This window comes from Buchnera aphidicola (Hyperomyzus lactucae) (genome assembly GCF_005081705.1).
In the GTDB taxonomy this organism is placed as follows: Bacteria; Pseudomonadota; Gammaproteobacteria; order Enterobacterales; family Enterobacteriaceae; genus Buchnera; species Buchnera aphidicola_Y.
Genome location: NZ_CP034876.1, coordinates 425,921 through 442,212, shown reverse-complemented (window position 1 = coordinate 442,212; position 16,292 = coordinate 425,921). Strand labels below are relative to the sequence as shown.

The window sequence follows — 16,292 nt, the reverse complement described above, 5'->3', positions numbered from 1 at the left end:
ATATTTTTAAAAATATATGCTGATTATAAATCATCTACTTTGAAGAATTTCGTAAAATAATAAATTTTACTATTTAATACATATATATTAAGAATATTTATTATTTTTCTTGTTTTCTAACTGTATATTAATCCATGATTTAATATTATTTAAAATTATAGGCAATTTTTTTGTATAAATTCCTCCTCCTTCAGCCATTTCTCTTTTTCCTCCTCCTTTTCCATTTGTTTCATTCATAATGATATCTATAATTTGTGTTGCTTTGATACAATTAGTTAATTTTTTTGCAATTCTAATTACAACAGTAAAACGTTGATTAACAATATTAATTAATATAACAATTGCATGATTTAGTTCATCTATTAGTTTGTCCGCAATTGTTCTTAATAATTTATGTTCATAATTATAAAATATATGTGTCAAAAATTTTATTTCTTTTATTTTTTCAATATTTTTTAATAATTTTTTTATATAATATATATATTCTTGTTGTTGTAATTCAGTTATTTTTTTTTCTAAAATTTTTATTTTTTTTGTAAGTTTATGTATTTTTTCTTTAATATTAGAATGATTACAATCTAATATAAAAGATATATCTTGTATATTGTTATCTTGCATATGCAAATAATCTATAGCTTTTTTACCAGTAACAGCTTCAATTCTTTTGATTCCTGATGCTATATTTGATTGAGAAATGATTTTAAAAAGTCCAATATCTCCAGTTTTCTTAGTATGTGTTCCACCACAAAGTTCTATTGAAAAATCATTTATACATACAACTCGAACAATAGAATTATATTGATTATTAAATAAAGCCATTGCTTTTTTTGCTTTAGCCTCTTCTAAAGTTAATTCTTGAATTTTAATAGTAATATTATTGCGAATTTGGATATTAACAATATGTTCAATCCGTTGTATTTGAGACATCGTTATGGGTGTAGAATAAGAGAAATCAAATCTTAAATGTGAATTAGTTACTAAAGATCCTTTTTGATAGACATTTGGACCTAAAATTTTTCTTAATGCTGAATGTAATAAATGTGTTGCTGAATGATTTAATTGAATAGAATGTCTATAATCTTTATTAATTTTATTATAAACAGAGTCGTTAATTTTAATTTTTCCTGAAAGTAATTTTCCAATATGTCCTATTGTTTTTCCGTATTTTTTTGTATCTTCTACTATAAAACATGATTTTTTATAGTATAATTGACCTATATCACCTATTTGACCACCTGATTCCGCATAAAATGATGTTGTATCAAGAAAAATTATTCCAGTTTCATTTTCTACAATTTGTGAAACAGATTTATTTTTTATAAAAATATACCTTACTAATGATTTTGTTGTATGTTTTTTATAACCTTGGAATGTACATGTATCATTAACAATGATATTATTATTATAATTTTTATAAAATTTTTCATTAATGTTAGATCTTTTTTTTTGCTCTTCTTTAGCTAATTTATAACCAGAGTAGTCTATTTTTATATTTTTTTCACGACAAACATCTGCTGTTAAATCAATTGGAAAACCAAAAGTGTCATAAAGATAAAATACAGTTTTTCCAGGAAGCATATTATTTTGTACTTTTTTGATTTCAAGATTTAATATTTTAAGACCATTATTAAGAGTTTGAGAAAATTGCATTTCTTCTGTTTTTAATATTTGTTCTATTTTTTCTTTTTTTGATATCAATATATCAGAACTTGTTCCCATAACTTTAATTACACAAGGAACTAGTTTATAAAAAAAATTTTCTTGAATTCCAATTTTATGACCATGTCTTAATGCTCTTCTAATAATTCTTCTTAAAACATAACCTCTATGTTCATTGGATGGAGAAATATCATCTGCAATAATATATGAACAAGATCTAATATGATCTGCTATAACTTTTAAAGAAACATGGTTTAAATTTTTGGTAGTACTAAATGAAAGTATAGTTTTTATTAATTCTTGAAATATATCAATATTATAATTAGAACGAACATTTTGTAAAACAGAAGATATTCTTTCTAAGCCCATACCTGTATCTATAGATTTATTTGGTAAAGAAATGATTTTTGTTTTTGAAATGCGGTTAAATTCTATAAAAACAATATTCCAAATTTCAATAAATCGATGATTTTTATTTTCTAAAAAATCTATTGAACTATCTATAGTTCCATTTCCATAATCATAAAATATTTCAGTACAAGGACCACATGGACCATTGTCACCCATTTGCCAAAAATTTTCTGAATTATATTGAGTATTATCTTTGTTACCTACTTGAATAATACGTTCAGAAGGTATATTAATAATATTATTCCATATTTTATATGTTTCATTGTCATCTTTGTATACTGAAATCCATAATTTATTTTTTGGTATATTGAACCATTTTTTTGATGTTAATAATTCCCAAGCATATTCAATTGCTTCTTTTTTAAAGTAATCATTAAAACTAAAATTTCCAAGCATTTCAAAAAATGTATGATGTTTAGGGGTATATCCTACATTTTCTAAGTCATTATGTTTTCCACCAGTTCTTAAGCATCTTTGAACAGTAGCAATGCGGGGGTAATATCTTTTTTGTTGACCTAAAAAAACCTCTTTAAATTGATTCATTCCTGCATTAGTAAACAATAATGTAGAATCATTATGTGGAACTAAAGAACTGCTTGGAATTATTACATGTCCTTTTTCTTTAAAAAAATTTAAAAAATCTTGGCGGATTTGATTTGTTGTTTTCTTCATAATTATTCTTATTTAATTTTAAAAATAAATCTTAATTATATAAGATATTTTTAAATAAAATTATTACATAATTTTATTTTTATAAATATTTATAAAAAATATTGTGTATGATAAAATAATTTATTTTTATAATTAAGTATTTAATATTTAAATTTGTATTTTTAAATTTTATTTAATGCAATTATTTCTGATATTTTTTTAGATGTATCAAATATTTTTAATGCAAAAAAAGATTTTTCCATGTATATAAGAGTTTTTCGTGCAGTTAGTGTTTCTGAATATTTTCTAATTATCTCCGCCCCTCTATTTACAACTGATATATATTGTTTATGTAAAAAATAAAATTTTAAAATTTCAAAATCATGTTCTGCTAAACGATTTTTTAAATATATCAAATTTCTTTTGGCGTTTATGACATAAAAACTTTTAGGATATTGATAAATAAATTTTTTTAATTGAAAAAAAGCATTAATTGCATAATGCGGATCGTTTTTATGATAACTTATAGGTAAACATTTGAAAAATATGTTTTTATCTAAAATCATACTAATTAAACATCTTATATATATGACATAATCCATATTAGGATGATTTGGGTAAAAATATATAAATTCTTTTATATTTTTTTGTGCCAAATTAAAATTTAAATTTTTATAATAAGCATAAATTAAATTAATTTGAATTCTGTCATTTTCTAGATAATTTGTGTTATTTTTTTTCATATTTTCCAATATATATATTGCATTATCAAAACGTTTTTCTCTTAGTTCCTTTCTAGATTTTTTATAAAGAATGTATTTCTCTATAAAAACATTTTTATTTAAAGTTTCAGAGTGTACTGTTAAATTAAAGAATAATATTGTAAATATAAATATAAATATAATGTTTTTTTGTATTTTCATTAGGATGTATTCAATGTAATTTAATAAAATTTTTATTAAAAATATTTATGTTCAGAATAGTATAGAATATCATATTTATAAAAATTAAAGATTTAGTTTTAATCTAATAAAAAATATTTATTATAAATATAAGGATGATTATATTGAAAAAAATAGAATTGAATGCAATTGTATCTTGTTTTTCTTTATCAGGACAAAGATTAGATCAAGTATTAGCTAAATTATTCAAACAATATTCTCGTGCTTATTTAAAAAAATTAATTCTTAAAAATCAAGTATTTCTGAACAAAAAAGTTGTTAATCAACCTGATAAAAAAATATTAGGGGGGGAAGAAATCACTATTTATCCTTTTGTTGAAAATGTTTTATTTGATATTCCTGAAAATATTATTTTGGATATTATCTACGAAGATCGTGATATATTAGTAATTAATAAACCTGTTGGTTTAGTTGTTCATCCTGGTTCTGGAAATAATCAAGGAACAATTTTAAATGCTTTATTATATCATTATAAAAATATTAAAGATTTACCTCGTGCAGGTATTATTCATCGTTTAGATAAAGACACTAGTGGATTAATGGTAATTGCAAAAACGGTTTTTTCTTATAATTATTTATTAAATCTTTTAAAAAAAAGAAAAATTATTCGAGAATATCAAGCAGTTGTTACAGGAAAAATGATTTCTGGTGGAACTATAAATCAGCCTATAATGCGTCATCGTACTAAAAGAACATGTATGACAGTTCATCATCTAGGAAAAAAATCAGTTACACATTATAAAATAATTCATCGTTTTAGATGTCATACACATATACTAGTTCGATTAGAAACAGGACGTACACATCAAATTCGTGTGCATATGTTATATATCAAATATCCTTTAGTTGGAGATCCTTGTTATAGTGGTATTCATCGTCGAATAAATTATAAAAAAGATGAAAAAAGCGAGAAAATATCTGAATTTTCTCGTCAAGCATTACATGCAAGTCATCTTTCTTTTAAGCATCCCATTACTCATAATTTAATGTCTTGGACCATACCTCTTCCCCAAGATATGCAAGATCTTCTTCTCCTGTTATAGAAAAATAAAAAGTTATTTTTATTTATTGTATTTTTTCAAATAAAACATATTATTTATTTTATTAAAAAAATTAAAATATATTGTCTCACTTATTAATATTTTTATTTTTTCGTTCAAATATTTTAAAAAATAAAGAGTTAATCGTATGATGCTAGAAAAAACAGCAAATACAGAATTTTTAGTTATATCTACTACAAGTTCTTCAGATAAAATCATAAAAAAAACTTTACGTGAATCAGTTAAACAATCTTTAAAATATTATTTATTAAATTTAAATGGTAAATGTGTAAATAATTTATATGAATTAGCATTAACTGAATTGGAGCAACCGCTTTTAGATATGATTATGCAATATACTAGAGGTAATCAAACACGAGCAGCTTTGATGCTGGGTATAAATCGTAGTACATTACGCAAGAAATTAAAAAAATACGGTATGCATTAATGTTTTATTGCACTTTCTATCTTAATATAAGAAATAAAGAGAGTGCAAAAAAAATATATTTTTGAAAATTAAAAAATATTTTTCAATTAGTATAAATTTTTTTATTTTTTATCGAAATTAACAAGTCTATTAGATATAGTCTTTAACGCCCAATAGTAACCATCTAAACCTAGTCCACAAATTACACCATTAGAAACATCAGATAACCACGAATGAGAACGAAATTGTTCTCTGGCATAAATATTTGAAATATGTACTTCAATAAAAGGAATATTAACTGTAAGTAGTGCATCTCTTATTGCTATACTAGTATGTGTGAATGCTGCTGGATTTATAATAATATAACTAATATTAGTTTTCTTTGCAGAATGAATAGTATCAATTAAAATATGTTCTGCATTAGATTGTACGTGTTGTAAAGATATATTAAGTTTTTTAGCTTTTATTTTTAAATTATTTAATAAGTCAGATAAAGTGATTTTTCCATAAATTTCAGTTTCTCTTGTTCCTAAAAGATTTAAATTGGGTCCATTTATCAAAAGTATATTTTTCATGTTTAATTTTTATCTCTTGCAATAATAATATAGTTAATATAAAAAACCATAATTTTTTTAAAATATTATATAATACTTTTTTCTAAAAAATATTTTTTATTTTTTTATTTTATCTTTTATAATAGATATTTATAATATTATTATAAATTAAGTGAGTTTAAATGACATTTGAATTAGTTACTGAATCTTTATTAACTGAAAATAAAATAAATCATCAAGATCTTTCTGTGGCTTTAGAAGAACTTTGTACTTATCAGTTAGATTATGGAGATCTTTATTTTCAATCTCACCTTCATGAATCTTGGTTTCTTGAAAATGGAATTATAAAAGAAGGAAGCTATCATTCTGATCAAGGTATTGGCGTTAGAGCTATTAGTGGAGAAAGTACGGGATTTGCATATGCAGATCAGATATCTAAAGTATCTCTAAGAAATAGTACTGATAAAGCTCGTAGTATTATTTTAAATAAAGATCCAGGAAGTACAAGGAAATTATTAACGAAAAAAAATAAACCTTTTTATAGTACTATAAATCCTTTAAAAATATTCTCTTCTAGAGAAAAAATTGATCTTCTTTATCGAGCAGATCATATAGCACGTAGTCTTGATCATCGTGTTATAGAAGTAAATGCAACTTTAACAGGATCATATGAACATATTTTAGTTGCTTCTACCGATGGTAATTTAGCTTCAGATATAAGACCATTAGTACAATTTTCAATTAGTGTTTTAGTGGAAGATCATGGAAAAAGAGAACGTGGTCGTAGTGGAGGAGGAAGTCGTACTGATTATAACTTTTTTTTAAATAAAGATGATTTTTCAAAAGAAACAAGAATTGATCATTGGTCAAGAGAAGCTGTTCGTATAGCATTATTAAATTTATCTTCTCAAGAAGCTCCTTCAGGAACATTTCCTGTAGTTCTAGGTTCTGGATGGCCAGGTGTATTATTGCATGAAGCAGTGGGTCATGGTTTAGAAGGCGATTTCAATAGAAGAAAAACTTCAATATTTACTAATATGATTGGTAAAAAAGTTGCATCAGAACTATGTACTATTATTGATGATGGTACTATTCAAGATCAACGTGGTTCATTAAGTATTGATGATGAAGGTACTCCGGGTCAATATAACGTTTTAATCAAAAATGGAATATTAAAAAAATATATGCAAGACAAGCTTAATGCACGTTTAATGGGTACAGAATCTACTGGAAATGGACGTCGTGAATCTTATGCATGCTTACCTATGCCACGTATGACTAATACTTACATGTTATCTGGAATATCTAAAATCGATGATATAATTAAAAGTGTAGACTATGGCATATATGCTATAAATTTTTCTGGAGGTCAAGTTGATATTACTTCTGGAAAATTTGTTTTTTCTACTTCAGAAGCTTACTTAATAAAAAAAGGAAAAATTGTTACACCAATTAAAAATACAACATTGATAGGATCTGGTTTAGAAGTTATGCAAAAAATATCAATGGTTGGAGATGATTTAAGAATGGATCAAGGAACGGGAGTATGTGGAAAAGATGGTCAAAATATTCCAGTCGGAATAGGACAGCCATCTGTTAAATTAGAAAATTTGACTATAGGTGGAACTGTTTAATTTTTTTTAAATAAAAATTCTTTATGAAAAAAATATTATAAAAATAATGCAGTCAAGAATTATGTCATGACTGCATATTGAATCATTTTTAAAATTAATTTAATCTTTCTCTAATACGTGCAGCTTTACCAGTAAGATTTCTTAAATAATACAATTTTGCTTGTCTGACTAATCCTTTTCTTTTTATAAGAATTTCATTAATGCTATGTGAATGTGTTTGAAAAACACGTTCAATACCTTCTCCATTAGAAATTTTACGTACAGTAAAAGATGAATTTAAAGAACGATTTTTTATTGCTATAACTATACCTTCAAAAGATTGTAAACGTTTTTTAGAACCTTCAATGACCCATACTTTTACTTCTACAGTATCTCCCGGTCTAAAAATAGGTATATTTTTTTTTAGTTGTTTTTTTTCTATTTTTTCAATTATACTGAGCATTATTTTTTCCTGTAAGCAAAATAATTAAAAAAATTAATAATTATTTTTTTCTCTATTGTTTTTAAATTCATCTAAGAGTTTTTTTTCTTCTTTAGTTAATTTTTTTTTTTTAAAAGATCAGGACGTTTGATCCATGTTTTACCAAGAGATTGTTGTAAACGCCAGAGTCGAATTTTTTCGTGATTCCCGGATAATAATACTTTAGGAACCGACATGTTATGTATTTTTTTAGGTCGAGTATAACTAGGGTAATCAAGTAAATTTTTAGAAAAAGAATCATCTTCTATTGATTGTTTTGTTTTAATAACACCGGGAATTAATCTAGATATAGAATCAATCATAACCATTGCAGCTAATTCTCCGCCAGTAATAATATAATTACCAATAGACCATTCTTCATTCACTTGATCATCAATTATTCTTTGATCTATACCATCATATCGACCGCATATAAAAATAATTTTTTTCTTCTTGATCAATTGTGGTATATGATTTTGTTCTAGTGTTTTCCCTTGAGGGGTTAAATAAATAACAGTTGCTTCTTTTGATATAGATTTTGCATGTTGAATGGCTAGATGGAGTGGTTTAACACTCATTAACATACCTGGTCCCCCTCCATAAGGACGATCGTCGATAGATTTATATTTATTTTCAGTGAAATTTCGTGGGTTTAAAAGATTAATATTAATAATTTTTTTTTTAATAGCTTTTCCGATTAGGCCATAGTTAGTCATTGCATGAAACATTTCTGGAAAAATAGTAATTACATTAAACCATATTAAAGTATTATTATTTTCTTTATTCATATTAATTACACTATTTAATTCCATTGAACTGTTATATATTTATAATGAGTATCTATATTTTTTATTATTTGATTCTCAATAAAAGGAATCAAAATATTTTTATTAAATTTTTCTAATGAGTTTTTGATTATTAAAATATCATTGTTTTTTGTTCTTATTAAACTAGTTACTTTTCCTAAATAGTGTTTATCTACATTAAATACTTCATAATTAATAATATCGTTCCAATAGTATTCATTTTTTTTTAATGAAGGTAATTTGTGCTTACTAATAAGTATATCTGAATTAGTCACTTTTCTAGCTTTTGAACGATCAGAAATTCCTTTTATTTGTACAATAAAATTATTTTTATGTTTTTTCCAATTATTAATTTGTACTTTTGTCCATTTTTTTTCTTTGTAAAAAAACCATGGAAGATATTTAAATATTTTTTCCTCTTTCTCTGTAAAAGAAAAAACACTGATCCAACCTAATATTCCATAAGCTTTTCCAACTTTTCCAATTAATAATGGTTTAAATGGTTTATTAATACTAATATTTACAATGCTACCTCTTTTGTATTTAATGATTTTATTAATTTTTTGCTTCTTTCTGACATTTGAGCACCTTTATTTATCCAATATTTAATACGTTCTAAATTCAATTTAAGTGGATCAGATTTTCCTCTAGCAATAGGGTTAAAATAACCTAAACGTTCAATAAAACGTCCATCTCTAGGAAAACGACTATCAGCTACTACTATTTTATAAAAAGGGCGTTTTTTTGTTCCATATCGAGCTAAACGAATTTTTACCATATATTTTTCTTCTTAAAAAGTTATTAAATTGAGATGAGAATGAATTGTTTATACGACCCATATAAAATTTATTCTAATGTATATATGTTGATTTAAAAATTTTTAGGAAGTATGTTTTTGATTTCACGCATTACTTTTGCAATACCACTAGTTTTTATTTTTTTCATAATTCTTTTTATGCTATCAAAATTTTTTAATAATTGATTGATATCTTGTATTTTTGTTCCAGAACCTGATGCTATTCTACGTTTTCTTGAACCTTTAATAATCATTGGGTTTTTTCTTTCTTGAGGAGTCATAGAAGCTATCATAGCTTCTGCTTTATCAAGAGTGTTTTTGTCTGTATTTAATAAAGATATATTATTAGATAATTGATTATTTTTAGGAAGTTTATCTATAAAATAATTTAAACCTCCGATTTTTTTCATTTGTTTAATTTGCATTAAAAAATCATTTAAATTAAAATCATGACCTTTTTTTAGTTTTTTTGTTAATTTTTGAATCTGAGATTTATCTACTTTTTCTTCTATATCTTCAATAAGAGACATCACATCGTTCATCCCTAGAATTCTATCAGCTATTCTTTCAGGATGAAATGCTTCTAATTCTGTTATTTTTTCTCCTGTTCCTATAAATTTAATAGGTTTTTTAGTGATGTAACGCATAGATAGAGCAATTCCATTTCTAGAATCACCATCTGTTTTAGTTAATATTATACCAGATATCAATAAATCATTATTAAATATTTTCGCCATATTGATAGCATCTTGACCCATCATAGAGTCTACTATTAATAATGTTTCAATCGGTTTTGATAAATCTTGTATTTCTTGAATTTCATTCATCATTTTCTTATCGATATGTAAACGACCTGCTGTATCAATCAATAAAATATCATATAATTTTAGTTTTGCATATTTCATTGCTTGTGCAGTTATTTCTACTGGCGTTTGATTTTTATTTGATGAAAAAAAATCTATTTCTATTTGTTCAGATAATATCTGAAGTTGTTTAATAGCTGCAGCACGATAAATATCAGTAGATACAATTAGTATTTTTTTCTTATGTTTATCTTTTATCCATTTTCCCAATTTTGCTACACTAGTAGTTTTTCCTGCTCCTTGTAAACCAATGAATAATATAACTGCTGGTGGTTCAATAGATAAATTTAAAGTATTATTTTTTTCACCCATTGTAAATATTAATTCATTTTTAACTATTTTTATAAATTCTTGACCAGGAGTTAAACTTTTGTTTATTTCATTACCAATAGATTTATTTTTAACATTTTCTATAAATTTTTTTATTACTGACAATGTTACATCTGCTTCTAATAATGCTTTACGTACTTCACGTATAGTTTTTTTAATATTTTCTTCTGTAAGTCTTCCTTTACTTATAATTTTTTGTAAGCTTTGTGAAAGACGCTGAGTTAAGTTATTAAACATTATTTATTGCTCATATTGAAATTTTTAATATTTTTTTTAAGACAATTATTATCTTTTTAAAATAATATTTATTTCATCTAAAAGGAATTGTATTTTTAAAAAAAATAATAGTATTTTTATTATAATATTTCTTAAAAATTTTATGGTACTATTGGGACTATATTTCACTGGGATAACAACCTAAAACCTTTGTAAAATTAGTAATTTTGTTAATTTTGTCGAGCGTTTCTTGCATAATTTTTGATGACAAATTTACTTGAATATCAATACAAAAAACTTCTTCCCATGGGTTTCTATAATCTGTTTTAGAAGTTAATTTTCTCATAATTAAATTTTGTTCTTTTAATATTAATAGTACTTTGGAAAGAGTTCCTGATTCTTGTCTGGTACTAAATATCAATGTTGTTTTAGTTGGTATTTTTTCAGATATATTAATGGGATTTCTCTGCAAAAAAATAAATCTTGTGATATTTTTCTCTTTATTTGCTAGATTTTTAGATAAAACATTTAATCCGTAAATTTTACTACCAATTTCACTCCCCAATGCTGCATTAGTAACATTATTATATTTAATAATTTTTTTCATAGCATCTGATGTACTTTTAGTATATTTAATTTTCCATTCTGGAAACTGTTGGATAAATTTACTACATTGTTGAAATGGTTGAGGATGACTGTATACTGTTCGAATTTTTTGTAATTCAATTTTTTTAATTGCAAGTAAGCAGTGGTTTATAAAAATATTAATTTCTCCAACAATAAATAAATTAGTTTTTTTTAATAAATCAAAAACCTCATAAATAGAACCAGAACAAGTATTTTCTATTGGTAAAACGGCATAATCTGCTTGATTATTTTCAACTGATAGAATTACTTCTTCAAACGTTAAACATTCTTTTGTAATACATGTTTTCAAGTTTCGATTTGCATATTTGCAAGCAGCAATGTGAGAATAAGAACCTTTCGGACCAAGAAAAGAAAAACTAGCAAGAGTTAATTTATTATCATAGCAAAATTTTTTTAATAATTCTTGTTGAGTACATACAGATTCTTCAATTATTAATTGAAATAATCGTGTTATATACTCCGGTGCTAAATGATTTTTTTTCCCTAGAATAATTAAGTTTTGTAATATTTTTTTTTCGCGTTCTACATCTCGTATAGCTTGATTATTTTCTATTTTAGATTTTGCTATTTTTAATACTAGATTTTTTCTTTCTGCTAACAATTGTAGTATTTTTTTATCAATATCATTGATTTCGTTTCGAAAGACTAATAAAGAATTTTTACCAGGCATAATTTATTACCTATAAAATATGTAATATATTTATTATTAAAGATAGAATGTTTTTTTAAAAGAAATATCAGTAAATTATATATAAAAAAACTTCAAAAAAATATTTTTAGCAAAATATATTTACTATATCTTATTAATTCTAATCATAGTATTATTTTCTATATAAATAATTATATTTAAGTAGGTTTTACATGAAAACTTTTTCAGCTAAATCAAATGATATTAAAAGAAGTTGGTATTATATAGATGCAACTAATAAAATATTAGGTAGATTAGCAAGTGCATTATCGTATCGTTTAAGAGGTAAGCATAAAGCAGAGTATACTCCCCATATTGATACTGGAGACTATATTATTGTATTGAATGCTTCTAAAATATTAGTTACAGGAAAGAAAAAGATTAATAAAATTTATTATCATCATACAGGTTATGTGGGTGGCATGAAACAATCTAGGTTTGAAGAAATGATTTGTCGTCATCCAGAAAGAGTGATAGAAATTGCCGTAAAAGGCATGTTACCAAAAGGTTCTTTAGGACGCTCCATGTTTAAAAAATTAAAAGTTTTTCCTAATGAATATCATAATCATAAGGCTCAATGTCCCAAATTATTAGATATTTGATATAGAGGTATACAATAAATGGTTAATAATCAGAATTATGGTACTGGTCGTCGTAAAAGTTCTTCCGCTAGAGTTTTTCTTAGGTCTGGAGATGGAAAAATTGTTGTAAACAAACGTTCGTTACATGAGTATTTTGGTCGTGAAACTTCTTGTATGATTGTTCGTCAACCATTGGAATTAGTTGATTTAATAAATAAATTTGATATTTATATTACGGTTAGAGGGGGGGGGATTTCTGGTCAGGCAGGCGCGATTCGTCAGGGTATAACTCGTGCTTTGATCAAATACAATCAATCGCTGCGTTTTGAATTGAGAAAATCTGGATTTGTGACTCGAGATTCTCGTCAAGTTGAACGTAAAAAAATAGGTTTGCGTAAAGCCAGAAAACGTCCACAATTTTCTAAACGTTAAAATTGGAATGCAATCTACTTTAGTAAGAACTTGGTTTTTTAATAAACCGAGTTCTTTTTTTGTTTTTCTAGATATTGATTTATATCAAAACACAATTTTTTTATACCAGTTTTTTTTATCGAAGAAATAAAATAATATTTTTCTTTTGTTTTTAATTTGCAGCGAATTTGATTAATTATCTCATTAATTTTTTGCGCACTTAATAGATCAATTTTATTAAAAACCAACCATCTTGGTTTGTTATATAATTTAATGTTATATTTTTTTAATTCATGTGACACAATATTTATATTTTGTATGAAATCTAAATTGTTTTGAGGAACTAAATCAACAATATGAAGTAATAATTGACATCTTTCCAGATGTTTTAAAAAACGAATTCCTAATCCAGAACCATTAGATGCTCCTTGGATTATACCTGGAATATCTGCAATAATAAATTTTTTATTATCATCTGTCGTTACACTTCCTAAAACTGGATGTAATGTCGTAAATGGATAATCTGCAATTTTGGTTTTAGCTCCAGATATACTTTTGACCAAAGTAGATTTTCCAACATTCGGCATACCTAATGTTCCCACGTCAGCAATTAGCATCAACTCTAATTGTATCTCTCTTTTTTCTCCCATAGTACCGAATGTCCTTTGTCTTGGAGTACGATTAGTTGGAGATTTAAATCTGGTATTACCTAATCCGTGCCAACCTCCTTTAGCAATGAGTATTTGTTGTTTATGTGTAATCAAGTCACCTATTATCTCACGTGTTTGATAGTTTATGACTTTTGTCCCTACAGGTACTTGTATTTTTACATCGTCTCCTTTTTTACCAGAACATTTTTTTCCTAATCCATTTTGACCATGTTGAGCTTGAAATGTTTTTTTAAACCTTAGATCTATAAGAGTATTTAGATTATTATTAGCTTCCAACCAAACGTTTCCACCATTTCCTCCATCTCCGCCATCTGGACCTCCTTTCGGGATGTATTTTTCTCTTCTAAAATTAACACATCCATTTCCACCATTTCCAGCAATAACTTGTATTATAGTTTGATCAATAAATTTCATGTTTTATCCATTGATAATATTAATTTTTAAAATGATTAAAAAAATTTTTTGTAAAAAAATGCAACCCCCTAGAAAAGGGGTTTTTTGATATATTTTAGTTTATGATATTTATATATGTTCTTTTTTTTAATCCTTTCTTTTCGAATTCTACTTTTCCTGTTTTAGTGGCAAAAATCGTATGATCTTTTGCACAACGTACATTTTTTCCGGGATGAAACTTAGTCCCACGTTGTCTGACAATTATACTACCTGATGAAATTAATTGACCACCAAAACATTTAACGCCTAGTCTTTGAGCATTAGAATCTCGTCCATTTCTAGTAGAACCTCCTGCTTTTTTATGTGCCATTATTTAAATTTCTCCTGAAATATGATTAATATCTATAATTTTCACGTCAGTAAAATTTTGACGATGACCCTGTTGTTTCTTATAATGTTTACGACGGTTAAATTTAATTATTTTAATTTTTTTTGATCGACCGTGATGTTGAATACAAGCTTTTATTTTTCCCCCTTTTACGAAAGGAGTTCCAATTTTTATAATATCTTTATTAGAAATCATTAAAACTTGATCAAGTTCAATAATTGAACCAAGTGGGTTATTTAATTTTTCTAATCTAATCACTTGATTTTTAATTACTCGATATTGTTTGCCACCACTCAAAAACACTGCATACATAAAACTCTCCAATTATTTGTGATATTTAATTTAATTAAAAAATGTTACAAGTAACAATATATTTTATACTTTTAAATATTCTTTTTTAATCAAAATATCAATTATATTTACATAGTTTTAATATCAGCTCCTAATTTATTTAATTTTTCAGGAAATGATTCATATCCCCTAATAAGGTGATAAGTTTTATTTACTGTTGTGACTCCAAAAGCAATACAACCAGCTAATATTAATGTTGCTGATGCTCTCAAATCACTACAAAAAACATTAGAAGATGATAATTTAGGCATTCCGTAACATATAATAGTATTATTTTTTAGTTTTATTTTTGCACCCATATTAATTAGTTCTGAAATATAAATAAAACGATTTTCAAATACTGTTTCAGTAATAGTACCTATGCCTTGAGAAATTGAATTTAATAAAGCAAATTGAGCTTGCATATCTGTAGGAAATCCCGGGTAAGGAGAAGTGCAAATGTTTAAAGCTTTAGGTCTTTTATTCCTCATGTCTAATGTGATCCAGTCTTTTCCTGTTTTTATTTTAGCACCAGCTTGAGTTAATTGTATTAAAACACTTTTTAGGTGTTTAGGTTCAGTTTTATGACAAATAATATGACCTCTAGAAACTGCAGCAGCAACTAAAAAAGTGCCTGTTTCAATTCTATCTGGAATTACTTGATGTGTACCTCCAGTCAATTTTAAAACACCTTTAATATATATTTTTTTACTACCTGCACCAACAATATTCGCACCTATAGTATTTAAAAAATTTGCTATATCAATAATTTCTGGTTCACAAGCCGCATTGTCAATGACTGTTATACCTCGAGCTAGGGTGGCTGCGCTCATAATAGTAATAGTAGCACCAACGCTAATTTTTTCCATTAAAATATACTTTCCCTGCAGACGTCCTTTAACAGAAGCGTTAATACAATTATTGTGTAAATTAATTGTAGCGCCTAATTTTATCAAACCTTTTAAATGTAAGTCTATAGGTCTATTACCTATCTTACATCCTCCAGGAAAGAATATTTTGGCTTTACCAAAACGTGCCAAAAGAGGAGCTAGTATCCAAATAGATGCTCTAATTTTTTTAATTAAATAATATGGAGCATAAAAAATATTTATTGCACTCGGATCAATATATAATACTTTTTTATATGTTACTTTTACTCCTAAATATACTAGTAACTGAAGAGCTATATTAATGTCTGTTAAATTTATAGGAACATTTTTAATTTTTATTTTTTCTTCTGTTAATATAGTCATAAATAAAATTGGTAACGCAGCATTTTTAGAGCCAGAAATAGTAACACTACCATTTAAATTTTTATTTCCTTCTATACATAATTTATTCATGTATTAATCAATCTCTATGGTTAATATAAT

General features: G+C 25.3%; 15 protein-coding genes and 3 pseudogenes. 5 read left to right on the top strand and 13 right to left on the bottom strand.

All coding sequences use genetic code 11. The features are described 5' to 3' along the window. Positions 1–87 precede the first annotated feature (87 nt). Positions 88–2,742: an alanine--tRNA ligase gene (gene alaS, locus D9V68_RS02050; RefSeq protein ID WP_158357860.1), complete on the bottom strand. Its 2,655-nt coding sequence runs from the start codon at positions 2,740–2,742 to the stop codon at positions 88–90. 161 nt (positions 2,743–2,903) lie between these two features. Beyond that, positions 2,904–3,644, bottom strand: a complete 741-nt coding sequence (locus D9V68_RS02045; RefSeq protein ID WP_158357858.1) for an outer membrane protein assembly factor BamD — start codon at positions 3,642–3,644, stop codon at positions 2,904–2,906. 143 nt (positions 3,645–3,787) lie between these two features. On the opposite strand from D9V68_RS02045, the gene rluD reads away from it, so the two are divergent. Continuing rightward, positions 3,788–4,726 carry a 23S rRNA pseudouridine(1911/1915/1917) synthase RluD gene (gene rluD, locus D9V68_RS02040; protein WP_158357857.1) on the top strand — a complete coding sequence of 313 codons (939 nt, stop codon included), beginning with the start codon at positions 3,788–3,790 and terminating at the stop codon, positions 4,724–4,726. A gap of 148 nt (positions 4,727–4,874) precedes the next feature. Continuing rightward, on the top strand, positions 4,875–5,171 hold the full coding sequence (gene fis, locus D9V68_RS02035; RefSeq protein WP_158358266.1) for a DNA-binding transcriptional regulator Fis: 297 nt from the start codon (positions 4,875–4,877) through the stop codon (positions 5,169–5,171). A gap of 101 nt (positions 5,172–5,272) precedes the next feature. On the opposite strand, the gene aroQ is transcribed toward fis, so the two are convergent. After that, on the bottom strand, positions 5,273–5,725 hold the full coding sequence (aroQ, locus tag D9V68_RS02030) for a type II 3-dehydroquinate dehydratase (protein ID WP_158357855.1): 453 nt from the start codon (positions 5,723–5,725) through the stop codon (positions 5,273–5,275). A gap of 161 nt (positions 5,726–5,886) precedes the next feature. Between aroQ and tldD the strand changes: the two genes are divergently transcribed. Then, positions 5,887–7,338 carry a metalloprotease TldD gene (gene tldD, locus D9V68_RS02025; protein ID WP_158357853.1) on the top strand — a complete coding sequence of 484 codons (1,452 nt, stop codon included), beginning with the start codon at positions 5,887–5,889 and terminating at the stop codon, positions 7,336–7,338. Positions 7,339–7,432: 94 nt separating this feature from the next. Here tldD and rplS read toward each other — a convergent pair whose 3' ends face one another. The 6 genes and pseudogenes from rplS to D9V68_RS01995 form a co-directional block, all read right to left on the bottom strand. Next, the gene (rplS, locus tag D9V68_RS02020) at positions 7,433–7,780 is read right to left on the bottom strand and encodes a 50S ribosomal protein L19 (RefSeq protein WP_158357851.1); all 348 of its coding nucleotides are present in this window, start codon (positions 7,778–7,780) and stop codon (positions 7,433–7,435) included. A 33-nt stretch (positions 7,781–7,813) separates the two neighbouring features. Then, positions 7,814–8,586 (bottom strand): annotated as a pseudogene (gene trmD, locus D9V68_RS02015) (tRNA (guanosine(37)-N1)-methyltransferase TrmD). A gap of 14 nt (positions 8,587–8,600) precedes the next feature. After that, positions 8,601–9,131, bottom strand: coding sequence for a ribosome maturation factor RimM (gene rimM, locus D9V68_RS02010; RefSeq protein WP_158357847.1), 531 nt, complete (start codon positions 9,129–9,131; stop codon positions 8,601–8,603). Then, entirely contained in the window at positions 9,125–9,382 is a 258-nt protein-coding gene (gene rpsP, locus D9V68_RS02005; RefSeq protein WP_158357845.1) for a 30S ribosomal protein S16, read from the bottom strand. The genes rimM and rpsP overlap by 7 nt, the downstream gene beginning before the upstream one ends. Positions 9,383–9,474: 92 nt before the next feature. Next, positions 9,475–10,830 (bottom strand): signal recognition particle protein, encoded by a 1,356-nt coding sequence (gene ffh, locus D9V68_RS02000; RefSeq protein WP_158357843.1) that lies wholly within the window; start codon positions 10,828–10,830, stop codon positions 9,475–9,477. Between the two features lie 140 nt (positions 10,831–10,970). Further along, a pseudogene (locus tag D9V68_RS01995) lies at positions 10,971–12,127 on the bottom strand (chorismate mutase). Positions 12,128–12,318: 191 nt separating this feature from the next. Between D9V68_RS01995 and rplM the strand changes: the two are divergent. Together rplM and rpsI are read left to right on the top strand one after the other, a co-directional pair. Beyond that, positions 12,319–12,747 carry a 50S ribosomal protein L13 gene (gene rplM, locus D9V68_RS01990; protein ID WP_158357841.1) on the top strand — a complete coding sequence of 143 codons (429 nt, stop codon included), beginning with the start codon at positions 12,319–12,321 and terminating at the stop codon, positions 12,745–12,747. An 18-nt stretch (positions 12,748–12,765) separates the two neighbouring features. After that, positions 12,766–13,158, top strand: coding sequence for a 30S ribosomal protein S9 (gene rpsI / locus D9V68_RS01985; protein WP_158357839.1), 393 nt, complete (start codon positions 12,766–12,768; stop codon positions 13,156–13,158). A gap of 59 nt (positions 13,159–13,217) precedes the next feature. Here rpsI and cgtA read toward each other — a convergent pair. From cgtA to murA, 4 genes and pseudogenes are all read right to left on the bottom strand, one after another. Further along, positions 13,218–14,222 (bottom strand): annotated as a pseudogene (gene cgtA / locus D9V68_RS01980) (Obg family GTPase CgtA); the annotation flags it as partial. A gap of 94 nt (positions 14,223–14,316) precedes the next feature. Next, the gene (rpmA, locus tag D9V68_RS01975) at positions 14,317–14,571 is read right to left on the bottom strand and encodes a 50S ribosomal protein L27 (RefSeq protein WP_158357835.1); all 255 of its coding nucleotides are present in this window, start codon (positions 14,569–14,571) and stop codon (positions 14,317–14,319) included. Between the two features lie 3 nt (positions 14,572–14,574). Beyond that, positions 14,575–14,901, bottom strand: a complete 327-nt coding sequence (gene rplU, locus D9V68_RS01970) for a 50S ribosomal protein L21 (protein WP_158357833.1) — start codon at positions 14,899–14,901, stop codon at positions 14,575–14,577. Positions 14,902–15,008: 107 nt separating this feature from the next. Then, entirely contained in the window at positions 15,009–16,262 is a 1,254-nt protein-coding gene (gene murA / locus D9V68_RS01965; protein ID WP_158357831.1) for a UDP-N-acetylglucosamine 1-carboxyvinyltransferase, read from the bottom strand. Positions 16,263–16,292: the final 30 nt, after the last annotated feature.